This window comes from Streptomyces paludis (assembly GCF_003344965.1).
In the GTDB taxonomy this organism is placed as follows: Bacteria; Actinomycetota; Actinomycetes; order Streptomycetales; family Streptomycetaceae; genus Streptomyces; species Streptomyces paludis.
In genome coordinates this window covers 7,481,484-7,500,220 of sequence record NZ_CP031194.1, presented here as the reverse complement: position 1 = coordinate 7,500,220, position 18,737 = coordinate 7,481,484, and the positions used below count along the sequence as shown (strand labels likewise).

14 protein-coding genes are annotated in these 18,737 nt (G+C 71.3%); 4 read left to right on the top strand and 10 right to left on the bottom strand.

Annotation, left to right across the window (positions count from 1 at the left end; translation table 11 throughout):
- Positions 1-32: 32 nt before the first annotated feature.
- The 7 genes from DVK44_RS32905 to DVK44_RS32875 all read right to left on the bottom strand — a co-directional run bounded on the left by DVK44_RS32905 (position 33) and on the right by DVK44_RS32875 (position 6,253).
- Entirely contained in the window at positions 33-575 is a 543-nt protein-coding gene (locus DVK44_RS32905) for an RICIN domain-containing protein (RefSeq protein WP_114664270.1), read from the bottom strand.
- Positions 576-590: 15 nt separating this feature from the next.
- Positions 591-1,112, bottom strand: a complete 522-nt coding sequence (locus DVK44_RS32900; RefSeq protein ID WP_114664269.1) for an RICIN domain-containing protein — start codon at positions 1,110-1,112, stop codon at positions 591-593.
- A gap of 141 nt (positions 1,113-1,253) precedes the next feature.
- Positions 1,254-2,096, bottom strand: a complete 843-nt coding sequence (locus DVK44_RS32895; RefSeq protein ID WP_114664268.1) for an ABC transporter ATP-binding protein — start codon at positions 2,094-2,096, stop codon at positions 1,254-1,256.
- Positions 2,093-3,145: a FecCD family ABC transporter permease gene (locus DVK44_RS32890; RefSeq protein WP_114664267.1), complete on the bottom strand. Its 1,053-nt coding sequence runs from the start codon at positions 3,143-3,145 to the stop codon at positions 2,093-2,095. Before DVK44_RS32890 ends, DVK44_RS32895 begins: the two co-directional genes overlap by 4 nt.
- Positions 3,142-4,185: a FecCD family ABC transporter permease gene (locus DVK44_RS32885; protein ID WP_114664266.1), complete on the bottom strand. Its 1,044-nt coding sequence runs from the start codon at positions 4,183-4,185 to the stop codon at positions 3,142-3,144. Before DVK44_RS32885 ends, DVK44_RS32890 begins: the two co-directional genes overlap by 4 nt.
- Positions 4,182-5,240, bottom strand: coding sequence for an iron-siderophore ABC transporter substrate-binding protein (locus tag DVK44_RS32880; protein WP_114664265.1), 1,059 nt, complete (start codon positions 5,238-5,240; stop codon positions 4,182-4,184). The genes DVK44_RS32885 and DVK44_RS32880 overlap by 4 nt, the downstream gene beginning before the upstream one ends.
- A 233-nt stretch (positions 5,241-5,473) precedes the next feature.
- The gene (locus DVK44_RS32875; protein WP_114664264.1) at positions 5,474-6,253 is read right to left on the bottom strand and encodes a helix-turn-helix transcriptional regulator; all 780 of its coding nucleotides are present in this window, start codon (positions 6,251-6,253) and stop codon (positions 5,474-5,476) included.
- Between the two features lie 188 nt (positions 6,254-6,441).
- Here DVK44_RS32875 and DVK44_RS32870 point away from each other — a divergent pair, with 188 nt between their 5' ends.
- Positions 6,442-8,847, top strand: a complete 2,406-nt coding sequence (locus DVK44_RS32870; RefSeq protein WP_114664263.1) for an ATP-binding cassette domain-containing protein — start codon at positions 6,442-6,444, stop codon at positions 8,845-8,847.
- 51 nt (positions 8,848-8,898) lie between these two features.
- Here the strand turns inward: DVK44_RS32870 and DVK44_RS32865 are convergent, their stop codons facing one another.
- Entirely contained in the window at positions 8,899-10,617 is a 1,719-nt protein-coding gene (locus tag DVK44_RS32865; protein ID WP_114664262.1) for a protein kinase domain-containing protein, read from the bottom strand.
- Positions 10,618-10,822: 205 nt separating this feature from the next.
- Between DVK44_RS32865 and DVK44_RS32860 the strand changes: the two genes are divergently transcribed.
- Both DVK44_RS32860 and DVK44_RS32855 read left to right on the top strand, forming a co-directional pair.
- The gene (locus tag DVK44_RS32860; RefSeq protein WP_114664261.1) at positions 10,823-12,589 is read left to right on the top strand and encodes a protein kinase domain-containing protein; all 1,767 of its coding nucleotides are present in this window, start codon (positions 10,823-10,825) and stop codon (positions 12,587-12,589) included.
- Between the two features lie 124 nt (positions 12,590-12,713).
- A complete protein-coding gene (locus DVK44_RS32855; protein WP_228447468.1) occupies positions 12,714-15,368 on the top strand; it encodes a glycoside hydrolase family 78 protein in 2,655 nt (884 codons plus the stop codon).
- A 28-nt stretch (positions 15,369-15,396) separates the two neighbouring features.
- On the opposite strand, the gene DVK44_RS32850 is transcribed toward DVK44_RS32855, so the two are convergent.
- Entirely contained in the window at positions 15,397-16,221 is an 825-nt protein-coding gene (locus DVK44_RS32850; RefSeq protein WP_114664259.1) for a lipase family protein, read from the bottom strand.
- A 281-nt stretch (positions 16,222-16,502) separates the two neighbouring features.
- Positions 16,503-17,492 carry an acetylxylan esterase gene (locus tag DVK44_RS32845; RefSeq protein WP_114664258.1) on the bottom strand — a complete coding sequence of 330 codons (990 nt, stop codon included), beginning with the start codon at positions 17,490-17,492 and terminating at the stop codon, positions 16,503-16,505.
- Between the two features lie 310 nt (positions 17,493-17,802).
- On the opposite strand from DVK44_RS32845, the gene DVK44_RS32840 reads away from it, so the two are divergent.
- Positions 17,803-18,723 (top strand): ABC transporter permease, encoded by a 921-nt coding sequence (locus tag DVK44_RS32840; protein WP_114664257.1) that lies wholly within the window; start codon positions 17,803-17,805, stop codon positions 18,721-18,723.
- Positions 18,724-18,737 lie beyond the last annotated feature (14 nt).

Here is an 18,737-nt window from a genome sequence, read left to right as displayed (position 1 = left end):
GGTCCCGTTGGCCGAGGCGCCGGTCAGGGCGGTCACCAGCCAATGAAGTTGGCGGCATCCGCGCTGATGTTCCACTGCTGGAAGTAGCCGGAGTTGCACGCATGGGGATAGATCCGCCAACCGCTGCCCGACCGTGTGGTGTCCACGCAGATACCGGTCTGGACGTTCTTCAGCTGCACACCCACCTGCCCGCTCGGAGGGCGCAGGGGCTCGAAACGGGTGACGACCCACTGCTGGTAGGTGCCCGTGTTGCACCTCAGGGCGTAGATGCGGGAGCCGTTGTTGTCCAGGCAGGTACCCGGGTGCTCGGAGGCGTCCAGCTTGATGTACTTGAACGTGTTGGGTCCGCCGGGAACCTGGTCGAAGCGCCACTCGAAGTTCTGCGCGGCACCGCTACAGTTGGAGGCGACCGTCACCGCCTCGCCGGTCGCCCGGAGACACTCGTTGCTGTAGGTGTTGGTGAGACGGGTCTTGGGCGTGTTCGCCAGCGCGGGGCCGGGTGCGAGAAGGACCAGCGTCAGTGCAGTCAGCAGCGCCGGCAGTGACTTGAGCGCGTATCTCAGATGTGATCGCACGTCGGGCCGCCTCCGTCAGGGGGTGAACATGGCGTTGAAGGCGGCCAGCGGAATGTTCCACTGCTGCGTCCTGGAGGAGTTGCTGCAATTGTTGCGGACCAGCGTCGAGCCAGTGGCGTCGGTGTCCATGCATTTGTTGGTCACGACGTTCTCCAGCCGTACCCCCGCCATGCCTGAGGGTGGTGGGCCCGGCTGGTAGCGGACGATGCTCCAGATCTGGCGGCCGGGGAGTCCTCCGTAGTTACAGGCGCTCAAATAGAAGACCGAGTCGTCATCGGTCCAGCACCCCCTGCCGAAGTTGCTCTGGATGTACCGGTACTCGACCGGCGCGGTGGGGATCTGTCTGAGCGTCCAGTTCATTTCGGCGGCGGGGCCGAAACAGTCGGTGTTGAGGCCGAAGGCCGCCCCTCTGATACACGCCACGTTCTGCTGATTCGTGAATCTGACCGTGCCGTCGGCGGCGGCCGACGCGCCGGGCGCGTTCGCCACCGCGACACCCAGCAGCGCGGCGAGAATCATCGCCGAGCGTTTGACCATGGACAACAACATGACCTCCCGGAAACCCGTACGGGGACACTTCTGTCTGTACGCGGCCAAGGTTGCCGGGCGCTGATGGGAATCCGATGGGAAAACGATGGGACAGTGGCTCCAACCGCCCTCACCCGCCCTCACCCACCTTTACCCACCTTCACCCGCCGCGCCGTCGCCCACGGGTGAGAGCGGCCGGACGTGGTGCCGGCCGATGGGGAGCATCAGGGGTTTGCCGGAGACCGGGTCCTCGATGACGCGGCTCTCCAGGCCGAAGACCGCCGCGACCATCTCCGAGGTCAGTACGTCGGCGGGCGCGCCGGAGGCGTGGACCCGGCCGTCGGCGAGGGCGACGAGGTGGTCGGCGTAGCGGGCGGCGAGGTTGAGGTCGTGCAGGACCATCACGACGGTCGTGCCGCGGGTCCGGTTCAGGTCGGTCAGCAGGTCGAGGACCTCGATCTGGTGGCTGGCGTCGAGGAAGGTGGTGGGTTCGTCGAGCAGCAGCAGATCGGTCTGCTGGGCCAGTGCCATGGCGATCCAGACCCGCTGGCGCTGGCCGCCGGAGAGTTCGTCCACGGCGCGGTCGGCCAGCTCCGCCGTCCGGGTGTCCTCCAGGGCGGAGGCCACGGCGGCGTCGTCCTTCTCGCTCCACCGGGTGAAGATGCCCTGGTGCGGGTGGCGGCCGCGGCCGACCAGGTCGAGCACGGTGATGCCCTCGGGCGCCACTGGTGACTGCGGCAACAGCCCGAGTGTGCGGGCGAGTTCCTTGGCGGGCATCCGGTGCACCTGCCGGCCGTCCAGGACGACCCGGCCCTCGCGCGGCGCGAGCAGCCGGGACATGGAGCGCAGGAGGGTCGACTTCCCGCAGGCGTTGGCGCCGACGATGACCGTGACCCTGCCGGGCGGCACGGTCAGATCGAGGGACTCGACGACGACGCGGTCGCCGTAGCCGAGGGTGAGCCGCTCGGCCGTCAGGGAGTGGGACGTGGTCATATCGAGCCTCCGGCCCGGTGGGTACGGACGATCAGATAGACGAGGTAGGGCGCGCCCAGGACGCCGGTGACGACCCCGACCGGGTAGCGGGTGCCGAGTGCGAACTGGCCGGTGAAGTCGGCGACGAGCACCAGGAGGGAGCCGACCAGCCCGGCGGGCACCAGCAGGGAGCCGCCCGTGCCGGCCAGCCGGGCCGCGATCGGTCCGGACAGGAACGCCACGAAGGCGATCGGCCCGGCGGCGGCCGTGGCGAACGCGATCAGGCCGACGGCGACGACGATCACCGTGATGCGGGTGCGTTCGACACGGACGCCGAGGGCGGAGGCGGTGTCGTCGCCGAGCTGCATCGTGGAGAGGTCGCGTGCCCGGGACAGCAGGACGGGGGCCAGGACGAGCAGGGCCAGCAGGGCGGGCACGGTCTGGTTCCAGCTCGTACCGTTCAGACTGCCGGTCAGCCAGCGCATGGCCTCCTGGAGGTCCCACTCCGCGGCCCGGGACAGGACGTACGAGGTGACGCTGTCGAGCATGGCGGAGATGCCGATGCCGATCAGGATCAGCCGGGTGCCGACGACGCCGTCCCGGAAGGCCAGGGTGTAGACGAGCAGGGCGACGGCGAGCGCGGCGACGATCGCGAGGACCGACACCTGGGTCTCGTCGAGCGACAGGGTGACGATGGCGATGGCCGCGGCGGCGCTCGCTCCGGAGCTGATGCCGATGATGTCGGGGCTGGCGAGCGGGTTGCGGAGCATCGTCTGGAAGGTGACACCGGCCATGCCGAAGCTGAACCCGGCCGTCACGGCGAGCACCGCGCGCGGCAGCCGCAGCCGTCCGACGGTGAACGTGGCGCCCGGGACCTGTTCGCCGAGGATCACCCGCATCACGTCCCGGGGCGGGTAGAAGGTCTGTCCGGCCATCAGGGCCACGGCGAACGCGGCGACGACGAGCACGGCCAGGGTGAGGACGACGAGGCGTCGCCGACGGGCGTTCCGGGTCCGGCCGCGGGTGACGGCCTGTCGGACGGACGGCCGGGGGACGGCGGGGGCGCTCACAGGGCACGCACCTTCTGACGGCGGACGGTGTAGATGAAGAACGGGGCGCCGATCAGCGCCGTCACGATGCCCACGTCGACCTCGGCCGGCCGGGCCACGATCCGTCCGGCCACATCGGCGGCGGTCAGCAGCGAGGCGCCGGTCACGGCGGAGAACGGCAGCAGCCAGCGGTGGTCGACACCCACCATGAGGCGGCAGGCGTGGGGGACGACGAGTCCGACGAAGCCGATCGGCCCGGCCGCCGCCGTCGCGGCGCCGCACAGCACGACGGCGCCGGCCGCGGCGACGGCCCGGGCCACGGCGACCCGTTCGCCCAGTCCGGCGGCGAGTTCGTCGCCCAGGGCGAGGGAGTTGAGCGCCCGCGCGGACAGCAGGCAGATGACGAAGCCGGTGGCGAGGAAGGGCAGTACATGTCCGATGCGCTCGAAGGAGGCGCCGCCGACGCCGCCGATCTGCCAGAGCCGGAAGCTCCCCGCGACATCGTTGCGGGGCAGGACGACGGCGGTCACCAGCGACGCGAACGCCGCGGAGGTGGCGGCGCCCGCGAGGGCCAGCTTGAGGGGCGTGGCGCCGCCGCGCCCCAGCGAGCCGACGGTGTAGACGAACACCGCCGAGAGGCCCGCCCCGGCCATGGCGACCCACACGTACCCCGTCGGCGAGGTGAGCCCGAAGAACGCGACCGCCGTGACGACGGTGAGCGACGCGCCCATGTTGACACCGAGGATGCCCGGGTCGGCCAGCGGGTTGCGGGTCACGCCCTGCATGACACCGCCGGCCAGGCCCAGGGCGGCGCCGATGATCACGGCGAGCAGGGTGCGCGGGATCCGTTTGGTGACCGCGGCCTGTTCCAGCGAGCCGTCCGCGCCGCCGAGCGCCGCCCAGACGTCGGACCAGGCGACGGTGCGCGAGCCGATGGCGACCGAGGCCACCATGACCGCCGCCAGCAGGAGGAGGGAGAGCAGGAGCCACAGGATCCGCACACGCGCCGGACGCCGCACCACGGCGGCGTCCGGCGTGCGTCGGGTGTCGAGCGTTGTCACTTGACCTTGTCCGCGGCCTTGGCGAGCGCTGCCGCGTAGTCGTCCAGGACGTACGAGATCGACAGCGGCGTGGGGTTCGCCGCGGTGGCCAGCGGGGAGCTGCCCGGCAGGAGGTAGACCGAACCGCGCTCGACGGCGGGGATCTTGGAGAGCAGGGGGTCCTTCTTCAGGGTCTTGAGGAGTTCGCCCTTGTCGTCGCCGTAGCCGGTGATGATGTCGACGTCGTTGAACGCGTCGATCCGCTCGGCGCTCTGGGTCAGCGCGAACTTCTTGGTGCCCTCGGACGCCTTGGCGATGCTCTTCGGCATCGTCAGACCGAGGTCCTCGAAGAACAGGGTGCGGGTGTCGTGCGCCGTGTAGTAGCCGACCTCACTGACGTCGTTGATGTCGACGTGCGTCATGAACATCGCCGACTTCCCCTTCAGCTGGGGGTACTTGGCGACGGTCTTGGCGATGTCGCCCTCGACCTCGCCGATCAGCTTCTCCCCCTCGTCGGCGAGGCCGATCGCCTCGCTGTTCAGGCGGATGATCTCGCGCCACGGGGTGGCCCAGGCCGCGTCCGGGTACGCGACCACGGGGGCGATCTCGCTCAGCGTCTTGTAGTCCTGCTTCGTGAGCCCGGAGTACGAGGCGAGGATGACGTCGGGCTTCGTGTCGGCCACGGCCTCGAAGTCGATGCCGTCGGTCTCGTCGAACAGGACCGGGGTGTCGGCCTTGAGCTTCTCCAGCCGGTCCTTGACCCAGGGCAGGATCCCGTCGCCGTCGTCGTCACCGAAGTTGGCGGCGGCCATGCCGACCGGGACGACACCGAGGGCCAGCGGCACCTCGTGGTTGGCCCAGTTGACCGTCGCGACGCGCTCGGGCTTCTTCGGTACGGTCGTCGTCCCCAGGGCGTGCTTGATCGTCAGCGGGAACGCGCTCGCCCCGGCCGTCTTCCCGCCGCTCCCCGCCGTGTCCTTCTCGTCCTTGCCGCTGTCGGACTCTCCGCCGCAGGCCGTGAGGCCCAGCAGGAGGGCAGCCGTGAGAGCGACCGCGCGCAGGCGCTGTGTACGCATGGATCCGTGACTCCACTTCCGGGTTGGCCGGTGTCGGACCTCGCACGTATGGGTCGCGGAATGCGGTCGTGGAGCGGTGCACCGTACTGGCGCAAGCGACTTAGGTAAGGCTTGCCTTTGAACTTTACGAAAAGGGGGCACGTGTCGCAATCAATCGTTCAAGACAGCGGCTGTAGCGATCCGGCCACCCGGACAGCCGGAGAGGCCCGGGGCACCCGGAGACCCTGTGGCGCTCAGTGCGCCCGGAACATGCCCGGCGTCATCCCCGTCGTACGCCGGAAGGCCGCGCCGAACGCGCTCGCCGACCGGTAGCCGACCGCCTCCGCGACCTCGTCCACCTCGCCGCCCCTGGTCAGCAGCGCGACCGCGTGCTGTGCCCGTACGGAGGCGACCCAGCGCGCGAAGCTGACGCCCGTCTCGGCGTTGAAGGCGCGGGTGATCGTCCGGGGGCTCACACCGAGTTCGGCCGCCCAGCGGGTCAGCGTCCGCGGGTCCCCGGGGTTCTCCCGTACCGCGTTGGCGATCGGGCGCAGCAGCGGTGAGGTGGGCATCTGGACGAGGAGTTCCCGCGAGGACGGTGTGAGTACGTCGAGCACCAGGGTCTCCGTCGCCGCCCGGGAGGCGGGCGGCAGCGCGGGGTCGCCGAGCCGTTCCAGCAGCAGCCGGAGCAGCGGGGTGATCTCGACGGTGACGGGCACCTCGGAGAGCGAGGGGGTGGTGGCGAAGCCGAAGAACGCGGCGCGGAACCAGGTCCCGGCGACCGCCGAGCCGGAGTGCATCGTGCCCGCGGGCATCCAGAGGCCCAGGGTGGGGGTGACCGTCCACGCCCGCGCGCCCACCACAGTCATGGAGGCGCCCCGCTCGTTCCAGAGCAGTTCGTGCCAGGGGTGGGAGTGCGCGTTCCAGCTGGTGTCGTGGGCGACGACCTCGTCGTACCCCATGATGACGAACGGCACCGGCACCGCGCCCGGGGCGAACGCCGGCAGGGTACGGGTCTCCCGGGGCGCTCGCATGCCCCCACACTAACGACGGCGTACGGTACGGCGGACGGCGGCCCGGCGCGCGGGCGGAGCGGCACCGGGCCGGGACCGTGGAGCGGAATCGGTCAGGAATGGAGAAGCGCGGCGGCCGCGCCGCGCCTACCGTAACGGCCATGACCACCGATCGCGCAGACGCTCCCGAGGCGTCGGACGGAGACATGATGAGCACGACCCCGGGGCCGGCCGCGCGCGCGTCCGCGCCGCACCTCGCCGACAGCCACGATCTGATCCGTGTGCACGGCGCGCGCGAGAACAACCTCAAGGACGTCCACATCGAGATTCCGAAGCGCCGGCTGACGGTGTTCACCGGTGTCTCCGGCTCGGGCAAGAGTTCTCTGGTGTTCGGCACGATCGCCGCGGAGTCGCAGCGGCTGATCAACGAGACCTACAGCGCCTTCGTCCAGGGGTTCATGCCGACGCTGGCGCGGCCCGAGGTCGATGTGCTCGACGGGCTGACGACCGCGATCATCGTCGACCAGCAGCGGATGGGCAGCGACCCCCGCTCCACGGTCGGCACCGCCACCGACGCGGGTGTGATGCTGCGTATCCTCTTCAGCCGGCTCGGGCAGCCGCACTTCGGCTCGCCCCAGGCGTTCTCCTTCAACGTCGCCTCGATGAGCGGGGCGGGCGCGGTCACCGTGGAGCGCGCCGGGCAGACGGTGAAGGAGCGGCGCAGCTTCAGTGTCACCGGCGGTATGTGTCCGCGGTGCGAGGGCCGGGGCGCGGTCTCCGATGTCGATCTGACGCAGCTGTACGACGACTCCAAGTCGCTGGCCGAGGGCGCGATGAACGTCCCCGGCTACAAGACGGGCGGCTGGAGCTACCGGATGTACAGCGAGTCGGGCTTCTTCGATCCGGAGAAACCGATCCGTGAGTTCACCGAGCAGGAGCTGGCCGACTTTCTGCACCGCCCGCCGACCAGGATGAAGATCGCGGGCATCAACATGACGTACGAGGGGCTGATCCCGCGGATCCAGAAGTCGATGCTCGCCAAGGACAAGGAGGCGATGCAGCCGCACATCCGGGCGTTCGTGGACCGGGCGATCACCTTCACCACCTGTCCCGGGTGCGACGGCACCCGGCTCAGCGAGGGGGCGAGGTCGTCGAGGATCGGGGGGATCAGCATCGCCGACGCCTGCGCCATGCAGATCAGCGATCTGGCCGGCTGGGTCCGCGGCCTGGACGAGCCCTCGGTGGCGCCGCTGCTCGCCTCGTTGCGGGGGACGCTCGACTCGTTCGTGGAGATCGGCCTCGGCTATCTCGCGCTGGAGCGGCCCTCGGGCACGCTGTCGGGCGGCGAGGCGCAGCGCGTCAAGATGATCCGGCATCTCGGCTCCTCGCTCACCGACACCACGTATGTCTTCGACGAGCCCACCACGGGGCTGCACCCGCATGACATCAGCCGGATGAACGATCTGCTGCTGCGGCTGCGGGACAAGGGCAACACGGTGCTCGTCGTGGAGCACAAGCCGGAGACGATCGCGATCGCGGACCATGTCGTGGACCTCGGCCCGGGCGCCGGTACGGCGGGCGGCACCGTCTGCTTCGAGGGCACGGTGGAGGGTCTGCGGGCCGGCGGCACCGTCACCGGCCGCCACTTCGACGACCGGGCGGCCCTCAAGGAGGAGGTACGGAAGCCCACCGGCGCCCTGGAGATCCGCGGCGCGCGTACGAACAATCTGCGCGATGTCGATGTCGACATCCCGCTGGGGGTACTGGTCGTCGTCACGGGTGTCGCCGGCTCCGGCAAGAGTTCGCTCGTGCACGGGTCGCTGGGCCGGGGGCCGGCCGCCGGGGGCGCGGAGGTGGTGTCGATCGGCCAGGGCGCGATCCGCGGCTCGCGGCGGAGCAACCCGGCGACGTACACGGGGCTCCTGGACCCGATCCGCAAGGCGTTCGCGAAGGCCAACGGGGTGAAGCCGGCGCTGTTCAGCGCCAACTCCGAGGGCGCCTGCCCCACGTGCAACGGCGCCGGTGTCGTCTACACCGATCTGGCGATGATGGCCGGGGTGGCCGTCACCTGCGAGGAGTGCGAGGGGAAGCGGTTCCACGCCTCGGTGCTCGATCACCACCTCGGGGGCCGGGACATCAGCGAGGTGCTGGCGATGCCGGTGACCGAGGCGCGGGAGTTCTTCGGTCCGGGCGAGGCGCACACCCCGGCCGCGCGGCGGATCCTCGACCGGCTCGCCGATGTCGGGCTCGGCTATCTCAGCCTCGGACAGCCGCTCACCACCCTGTCCGGCGGCGAGCGGCAGCGGCTGAAACTCGCCACCCACCTGGGGGAGAAGGGCGGGGTGTACGTGCTCGACGAGCCGACCGCCGGTCTCCATCTCGCCGATGTGGAGCAGCTGCTCGGGCTGCTCGACCGGATCGTGGACGCGGGCAGGTCGGTGATCGTGGTCGAGCACCATCAGGCGGTCATGGCGCACGCGGACTGGATCATCGATCTCGGGCCCGGGGCCGGCCACGACGGCGGATCGGTCGTCTTCGAGGGCACCCCGGCCGATCTGGTCGCCGCGCGCTCCACCCTCACCGGCGAGCACTTGGCGGCCTATGTCGGCGGCTGACCGGGCCGCGGGCGCCGGGACCGGCCGGCGGGGGCCCTGGCCCCCGCCGGGTCAGTGTGCCGTATCGGTCTGCCAGAGGTCCTGGCCGTCCTTGGTGATGACCATGTTCCCGTCGGCGCGCAGTTCGAGCACGGCGCCCTCGGCGCCATCGGTCCGGCTGGCCCATCTGGCCTGGTGCGCGGCGTCGTAGACGACCAGATTGCCGTCCGTCTGGAAGGTCGTGATGAAGTCGGGGCCCGGCTGCTGGTTCGACCAGCGGGCCTCGCCGTTCTCATCGAGGAGAACCAGGTTGCCGTCCTGGTCCATGATCAGCTTCGCGCGTGCCGCTTGGATGAACTCGCCTATTTTCAGGGTGAGTCCGGCCGGGACGACCAGTGATTCCGGTGGCGCCTCGGGGGCGTCCTGGACCGGTTCGTCCGGCGCCGCCGGGTTGTCCGAGCCGGCCTCGCCGGGCTGCTCCGAGGGCGGGTCCCCGCCGTCCTCCGGCGGCAGGGGCCGGCCCTCGCTCCGGCTCTGGTTCGAGGAAGGACGCTCACCCGCCTCGCTCTCCTTGCCGTCGCCGGAGCCCCAGAACCCGAACACCGTCGCGGTCACGGCCCCGGCCGTCAGCACGGCGCCGAGCGCGAGCCGCCGGGGGTCGCGCCATCCGGACTTCGCCGCGGCGGTCGCGGCCGTGACGGGCTCGGCGGTGACGGAAGCGGCCGACCCGGCCGACGCGACCGTCCCCGCGGGGGCCGGCCCGGCGGAGTCGAGCATGGTGGCCGGCGGCGCCTGCGCCGCGCCCGGCGCGAACACGGTCGCGGCGGCCGTGGGGGCCGGCGCGGCGACCAACGCGGTGGCCGCCTGGGAGACGGCCGTCGCCTGCTCGGCCGCCGGCGCGGTGGCCTCGGGTGCGGCGGCCGCGGGCGGGGCGGCGACGGGGGCCGTCGTCGCGGCGGCCCGCCGGTAGGCCGGGAGCTGGACGAGGTCGGTGCCGGTCCCGCAGAGGTCCACGATCCGCTGCGGGTCGGGCCGCCGGCCGGGGTCGCGGTGGGTGCACGAGGCGACCAGCTCCGCGATGTCGGCGGGGACCCCGCGCAGATCGACCTCCTCGTGCACCGTGCGGTAGGCGACGGTCATCATGGAGCCCTCGCCGTACGGCGGGCGGCCGGTGAGGGCGTGGGCGAGGGTGGCGCCGAGCGCGAAGACATCGGCCGCCGGACCGGTCACGCTCTCCGTGATCGTCTCGGGCGCGATGAATCCGGGCGTGCCGATGGCGACCCCGGCCTGGGTGAGATCGGAGGGCTCGAAGCCGCGCGCGATACCGAAGTCGATGAGCTGGGGGCCGGTGGCGGAGAGGATCACGTTCTGCGGCTTGATGTCGCGGTGCAGCACCCCCCGGACATGGATGTCGGTGAGGCCCTCGGCCAGCGCGGCCAGCAGCGCCCGGCACAGCTGCGGCGGCAGGGGTCCGGTGTTCCGGACCGCGTCGGCCAGGGTCGGCCCCGGTATGTACTCGGTGGCCATCCAGTACGGCGGTGTCGTCACCTCCGCGTCGATGAGTGCGGCCGTGTACGCGCTGTGGACCGTCCTGAGCGTCTCCACCTCACGGCGGAAACGGCTCAACGCCTGCGGATCCGACTGGAACTGAGCGCTGATGACCTTGACGGCGGCGGGCCGGCCGCCCGGGGTGCGCCCCAGGTAGACATCGCCCATGCCGCCCGCCCCGAGCCGGCCCGCCAGACGGTAGCGGCCCATGTCCGTCGGATCGGTCTCATGCAGCGGATGCACCGAACACGCCCTCCCAGAAAACCGGCAACAGATGTACGCTCCGGGGGCGTCGGCTCGGCATTCCGCCAACCCGCTTGCCACGGAAGGGACATCAGCCCCTCGACTCCGCCGGAGATCTCATAGTAGGGGCAGCCACCGACACTCCCTCGCGCCCCGTCTCCTATCCTCATGCGGACGCATCACCGGGGGCACAGGGAGCACACGTATGGATGGGTTGGACCCGAATGATCCGAGCTGGATCGGCGGCTACCGGCTGCTCGGCAGGCTCGGCGAGGGCGGCATGGGGCGGGTGTACCTGGCCCGTTCCGACCGCGGCCGTACGGTCGCGGTCAAGGTCGTCAAGGAGGAACTGGCCCGCAGGTCCGACTTCCGGCAGCGCTTCGCGCAGGAGGTACGGGCGGCCCGGCGGGTCGGCGGCGAGTGGACGGCGCCGGTGCTGGACGCCGACACCGAAGCGGCGACGCCCTGGGTCGCCACCGGCTATGTCGCCGGACCCTCGCTCTCCCAGGTGGTGGAGAAGCAGTACGGCCCGCTGCCCGCGAAGTCCGTGCACGCGCTGGCGACCGGGCTCGTCCACGCGCTCCGGGCCATCCACGGCGCGGGGCTCGTACACCGCGATCTCAAGCCGTCCAATGTGCTGGTGACGATCGACGGGCCCCGGGTCATCGACTTCGGCATCGCGCGCGCCCTCGACGCGGCCACGCAGTCCGGCGGCGGTCTCACCGGCACGGGCGCCCTCCTGGGCTCGCCCGGCTTCATGTCGCCCGAGCAAGTCCGCGGGGAGCAGGTGACGTTCGCCAGTGACATCTTCTGCCTCGGCGCCGTGCTCGCGTACACCGCGACGGGACAGCAGCCCTTCGGGAGCGGCGAGGGCGGGGTGCACTCCCTGCTCTTCCGGATCGCGGAGGGGGAGGCCGATCTCACCGGGGTGCCCGAGCAGTGGCAGGGGCTGATAGCCGACTGTCTGACGAAGGATCCCGCGGGGCGGCCCACCCTGGACACACTGCTGACGCGGATCGAGGAGATGGAGAGCGGCACCGACACCGCGCGGAGCGGCGCGTGGCTGCCGGGCGAGGTGCTGGCGGAGCTGGGCAGGCACGCCGTACGGCTGCTGGACAGCGAGGACCCGGAGGGCCGCACCCTGCCCGGCGGTGCGACGGGCAGTCAGCCGCAGTGGGCCGGCCAGGCGCCGACCGTCGTGCCCGGCTTCGGCCCGCCGCTCACGTACGCGCCCGCGGCGCCCGTGTGGTCCACCCCGCATCCGGGCAGCCTGCCCCAGGTGACCGCTCACTCCGGCGGTTTCCCGGCCCCGGCCTTCACCCCGTCGTTCGTCCCTCCCCCGCTGGTCCGGCCGGCCCGGGGCCTCTCCGCGGTCCTGGCCATTCTGCTCTGTCTGTACGTGCTGCCCCTGCTGCTCCGGACCGTCGTCCTGGAGATCGCGTTCTCCCAGCTCGACGCGGAGGACGACACGGCCCTCACCGCGGGCATCATGGACTACGACGCGCTGGTGTTCGCGACGGACGTGGCCGACACACTCAACGTGGTGGCACATCTCGGCGTGATCATCGCGTGGTCGTTCTGGTTCCACCGTATGCGGCTCAACGCCGAGGCGTTCGCCCCGGGCCGTATCCGGCACGGGATCGGGCTGGCGGTCGGCTCCTGGTTCATCCCCGTCGTCAACCTCTTCATGCCCAAGCGGATCGCCAACGACATCTGGACGGCGACGACCGCCGGCCGGGCGAGCGACTCGCGGTCGCTGCTGAACGCCTGGTGGTGGTGCTGGCTCGGCTACTTCGTCATGTACGTGAACGACGGGATGAGCACCTGGTACGAGGCGGACTTCGCCGCCGGCGCCAATGACGCCATCTTCCTCGCGCAGTTCACCAATGTCCTCGGCATCGGCGCCTCCGCGCTGGCCCTCGCCTTCGTGCTCCGGCTCACCTCCCTCCAGCGGATCCGGATGGGCGCCTGAAGACCCCGGGGCGGCCCGGCGCCCGGCCGGGCCCCTCGACGACGTGGAGAACACACTCCCGGCCACTGGACAGGGCTTGTCCCGGCGGCATTGAATCGTCTCAATGCACTTCCCGGGAGGACCCTTGCCGCACATCACCGCGCTGCGTTTCGAGCACCACCGCGAGCCCTTCGGCATCGGGGAGGCCGCTCCCCGGCTCTCCTGGCGGATCGGCGGCGGGGACGCGGACACCGCCGGCTGGTACCAGAGCGCGTACGAGGTCCGCACCTCGGACGGCTGGACCAGCGGGCGGATCGAGGGCGACGAGTCGAGCCTCGTCCCGTGGCCCGCGAGCCCGCTGGCCTCCCGGGAGCGGCGGACCGTACAGGTCAGGGCGTGGGACCGGGAGGGCCGCGCGACCGGGTGGAGCGTGCCGTACGGCGTCGAGGCCGGGCTGCTCTCGCCGGAGGAGTGGACGGCCGAGCTGATCACCACGGTGGAGCACCTGGGTGAGGGCGACCCGGTCCCGGCGTTCCGGCGCGAGTTCACCGTGGGGAAGGACATCGCGCGGGCGCGCCTGCGGGTGACCGCGCACGGTGTGTACGAGCTGTGGCTCAACGGCTCCGTCGTCGGCGACGAGGTGCTGGCCCCCGGCTGGACGAGCTACCACCACCGGCTGCGTTACCGGACGCATGACGTCACGGACTCGCTCACCGAGGGGCCCAACGCGCTCGGCGCGCTGGTCGCGGAGGGCTGGTTCCGCGGCCGGCTCGGCTTCGACGGCGGGAAGCGCGACATCTGGGGCGACCGCGGCGGGCTCTTCCTCCAGCTGGAGATCGGGTACGCGGACGGCACCACGCAGATCGTCCGGACGGACGGGCAGTGGTGTACGGCGCCGAGTGCGGTGCGCGGTGCGAGCATCTACGACGGTGAGGTCTTCGACGCGCGGCTGAGCCGTCCTGGCTGGTCGGCGCCCGGCTTCGACGACTCCGGCTGGGGGCCCGTGCGGGTGGCCGCCCTCGACCGGACCCGGCTGGTCGCCCCGGACGGCCCGCCCGTCCGCCGTACGCAGCTCGTCGAGCCCGTCGAGATCCTCACCTCGCCGAGCGGGCGGACGCTGGTCGACTTCGGGCAGAACCTGGTGGGGCGGATCAGGATCCGGCCGAAGGGGCCCGCCGGGACCGAGATCGTGCTGCGCCACGCCGAGGTGCTGGAGAACGGTGAGCTGGGGGTGCGTCCGCTGCGGCTGGTGAAGGCCGAGGACCGCTACATCTGCGACGGCTCGGAGGAGCGGCGGGATCCGGCGGGCGGGCGTGCGGAGTGGGAGCCGTCGTTCACGTTCCACGGCTTCCGGTACGCGGAGATCGGCGGCTGGCCCGGGACCCTGGAGAAGGGCGATCTGACGGCCGTCGTCGTGCACAGCGACATGGAGCGCACCGGCTGGTTCGACAGCTCCCATCCGCTGCTGGACCGGCTCCACGAGAACGTCGTCTGGGGGATGCGCGGCAACTTCCTGGATGTGCCGACCGACTGTCCGCAGCGCGACGAGCGTCTCGGCTGGACCGGTGATCTCCAGGTGTTCGCGCCGACGGCCTCCTATCTGTACGACTGCTCGGGGACGCTGGCGTCCTGGCTGCGGGATGTGTCGGCCGAGCAGCTCGCCTCCCCCGGGCGCACCCCGCCGCTGACCGTGCCCGACCCGGCGATGGGCTGGAACATGGCGAACGCCGCCTGGGGCGATGTCGTCACTCTCGCGCCCTGGGCGCTCTACCAGCGGTTCGGGGATCTGGAGCTGCTGGCCCGGCAGTACGAGGGGATGACCGCGTGGGTCGACCGGGTCCATGAGCTGGCCGGGGACGATCTGCTGTGGACGGACCGCTGGCAGTTGGGCGACTGGCTGGATCCGAGCGCTCCCCCGGACCGCCCCGGCGACGCGAAGACGGACGGTCATCTGGTGGCCACCGCGCACTTCGCGCGCTCCGCCCGGGTCACCGCGCTCGTGGCCGGGCTGATCGGCCGGCCCGAGGACGCCGAGAGATACGGGAAGCTCGCCGATGAGGTACGCGCGGCGTTCGCCGCCGAGTATGTGTCGCCCAACGGCCGGATCAGCAGCGACGCGCAGACCGCGTACGCGCTGGGGCTGCGGTTCGAGCTGCTGGACGACGCCCAGCGGGCCCGGGCCGGGTCCCGGCTGGCGGAGCTGGTGCACATGGGCGGCTACCACATCGGTACCGGCTTCGTCGGCACCCCGCTGGTCAATGACGCGCTGACCGATGCCGGTGAGGTCCAGCTCGCGTACCGGCTGCTGCTGGAGACGACCTGCCCGTCGTTCCTCTACCCGGTGACGATGGGCGCGACGACGGTGTGGGAGCGCTGGGACAGCATGCTGCCGGACGGCAGTGTGAACCCGGGTGAGATGACCTCGTTCAACCACTACGCCCTGGGGGCGGTGGCCGACTGGCTGCACCGGGTGGTCGCCGGTCTGGCCCCGGCCGCCCCGGGCTACCGCCGTATCACCGTACGGCCGCGCCCCGGCGGGGAGTTGACCCGGGCGCGGTCCGCGCACGAGACGCCGTACGGCCGGGCGTCGGTGGGGTGGACGCTGAGGGACGGGATGTTCGCGCTCCGGGTGGAGGTGCCGCCGAACACCACGGCGGAGGTCTTCCTGCCCGACGGCTCCGCGCCGGTGACCGTGGGCTCCGGCACGCATGAGTACCGGGTGCCGTTCACCCCCGCCGCCTATCCGCCGCCCGTACCCGCCGGTCTGGTCTTCCCCGGCCCGCCGCCGGCCGCCGTTTGATGTCCGACGGCCGGTGGCGGGGCGGCGGTCAGGTCCGGGCGAGGTTCTTCTCGAACGCGGCCAGGTAGTTGCTCAGATGGTGGTCCTTGATCGCGTCCGTCTCCGGGGCGAACAGATCGGCGCTCACCCCTTTGGCCCGGTCCGCCAGCCTCGCCAGCAGCGGCATGGAGTCGTGGAGCTTGCCGTCGGCGTCGAAGTAGTGTGCCGCGTCGACATGGGTGTAGACCGGCTCGGGAGGGAGCTGGGGGACGATGTCGTTGTTGTTGACGAAGCGGTGACAGCGGTTCCTGAAGGCCGTGTTGTGCGCGGCGGCGAGCAGCCGTTCGCAGGTGCGCGGCTGGCCGAAGGTGTACACACCGTCGGCCAGCAGGCGCGGCTCCTCGAAGTGGAAGCGGGCGCCGGCCAGCATCGCGAGGGCTCCGCCGAGGCTGTGTCCGGTGAACCAGACGCTCTGCCCGCCGGTGCGCAGCTTCAGGACGGTGTCGCGGATCTCGGGGTAGACGGACGCCAGGGCCCGGTGGAAGCCGTAGTGGACGAAGCCCTTGTTCGCCGGTCCGGGCACGGGCGGTGTGTTGACGTCGGTGAGCCAGTCGTAGATCTTCAGGACCTCGGTGCCCCGGAAACCGATGACGATCATACGGTCGCCGGCCATGACGTACGCCTGGGTGTCCTCGATCGGGAACGGCATACGGTGGGACGACTCGAAGTGCCGTACCTCGTCGAAGCCCCAGGCGGTGGCCTCGGCCTCGATGCCGGCGGGGTCCAGCACGGCGAGTCCGGCCGCTCTGGCCATCCAGTAGGCGTGGGCGAGGGAGTGACGGGTGGTCGCGTGGTCCAGGGCGGGGATGGCCATCGGTGTCCTCGGGGCGGGGCGGGATCGGGTCGCCCCGCAACCTAGTGCCGGCCGGGAACGCGACGGAACAGCCTGCGCCGATGACCACCCGTTCGGGCGCAGGCCGCTTCGGAGGAGAGCAGACAGCGGTTGGCGCTGTCGCAGATCGCCCACATGTCGACCCCGTACCCGAACACCTGTGGCGCGGCCCGGTATCCGGTGCCGATGGCGCCGCGGTCCAGGTAGTGGTGGGTGACGGAGCCGGCCCGGTACCAGTCGGTGCGGTGTGCTTCCGGTGCGGCTCACGGTCCCAGGACCCCGGCCAGCCAGTCGAGTTGGCGCCTCACGTGTACGGCGTCGCCGCCCTCGTGCTGGTTGAACGGGTAGGCGTGGATCTCCCGGCGCGGGTCGTGTCCGCCGAGTTCGCCGTAGCGGTTGTACGCGGCGTAGGCGCCGCTGGGCGGGCAGACCGTGTCGCGCAGTCCGACCCCGAAGTGGGCGGGGGCGGTGGCCCGGCGGGCGAAGGAGATGCCCTCGACATAGCCGAGGGTACGGCGGGCGGCGGCGACGGCGTCCCGGTGGACGGCGAGATAGCCGGCGATCTCGCCGTACGGGCCGGCGTCGGTGAGGTCGAGGGCGCGCCGGATGCCGCACAGCAGGGGCGCGCTGACCAGGACCGCCGCGAGGCCGGGGACGAGTCCGGCGACGGCGAGGGCCAGTCCGCCGCCCTGGCTGTTGCCGACGGCCGCCACCCGGGCGCGGTCCACCCCGGGCAGCGCGCGCAGGGCGGCGACCGCGCGTACGGCGTCGGTGATCAGCCGCCGGTAGTGGTAGTCGTGCGGGTCCAGCAGCCCGCGGACGGCCGGTCCGGGACCGCCCGGCGCCGTGGCGTGCGGGTCGGGGGTGTCGCCGCCGCTCCCGTACTGGTCGCCCTGGCCCCGGTTGTCCATGAGCAGATGGGCGTAGCCGGCGCAGGCCCAGGTCAGCCGCTCGTGCGGCAGGCCGCGGCCGCGGCCGTACCCCGCGTACTCGACGACGGCCGGGCGGGCCAGCGGGTCGCGGGCGGGCCGGGTGTACCAGGCGCGCACCGGCTCGCCCGCGAAGCCGCGGAAGGTCACGTCCCAGGTCTCGACCAGGCGCAGCCCGCTGTCGACCGGCCGCGCGGACAGCACCGGGGCGGTCCGGCCGGCCTCCTTGAGGGTGGCCCGCCAGAAGGTGTCGAAATCCGCGGGTTCCTCAAGGTCGGGGCGGTGTTTCTCCAGTGCGTCGAGCGGCAGGTCGAACGCGGGCATGACACCTCACAGCGGGCCGGGGACGATCGAAACCGTCCGGTTATTACGCTTGAGTGACGGAAACTTTCGAGGATCGACAGCGGGCCGACAGCAGAACAACTCCCCCGGTTCCCGGGGAGATATACCGACTCACACCGAGTCTGACGCACCACGGCTTCCTACAGAACCCATTGACATCGGATTCACCCACCCATATGTTGCCGCTTCATTACCGAAATATTCGGAGAACTTCCCGACCCCCACACCCTGTTGACGGGCCGTTCGGAAGGGCGCCGCCCTTCCCCCGTCATTCGCCACGGGAGGCCCGATCATGACGACCGCCACCGCCGGCCGCTCCTGGCGACGGGCGCTGCGCCGGGACTGGCAGCTGTACTCGCTGGTGGTGCTGCCGCTGCTGTTCTTCCTGGTGTTCCGCTATCTGCCGATGATCGGCAATGTGATCGCCTTCCGCCGGTTCGAGCCGGGCGGTTCCCTTCTGGGCGAACGGTGGGTGGGACTGCGCTATGTGCGGATGTTCCTGGCCGATCCCACGTTCTGGCAGGTGTTCACGAACACACTGTGGCTGGGCACCCTGATCCTGGTGTTCTGCTTCCCGGTGCCGATCGTGCTGGCGCTGCTGTTCAACGAGTTCCGCGGCCGGGCGCTGAAGCGCTTCGTGCAGTCGGTGTCGTACCTTCCGCACTTCCTGTCCATCGTGATCGTCGCGGGTATCACCATGCAGCTGCTCGCCACGGACGGGCCGGTCAACCAGGCGCTCAGGGCCTTCGGCGGGGAGCCGGTCGCCTTCCTCCAGGAGCCCGGCTGGTTCCGTACCGTCTTCGTGGGTTCGGAGATCTGGCAGACCGCGGGCTGGGGCACCATCCTCTACCTCGCCGCGCTGACCACCATCGACGAGGATCTGTACGAGGCGGCCCGGATCGACGGCGCGAACCGGTGGCGCCAGATCTGGCACGTCACCCTGCCGGGCATCCGGCCGACCATGATCACCCTGCTGATCCTCAACATCGGGACGTTCATGGCCGTCGGCTTCGAGAAGGTCATGCTGCTCTACAACCCGCTGACGTACCCGACCGCCGATGTGATCTCCACGTATCTGTACCGGACGGGTGTGGAGTCCAACAACTTCAGCTACGCGGCGGCCATCGGTCTCTTCGAGGCGGTCATCGGCCTGATCCTGATCCTCTCCGCCAACCAGCTGTCCCGCCGCGCGGTGGGGACGAGCCTGTGGTGACGGCGGGCCGGCCG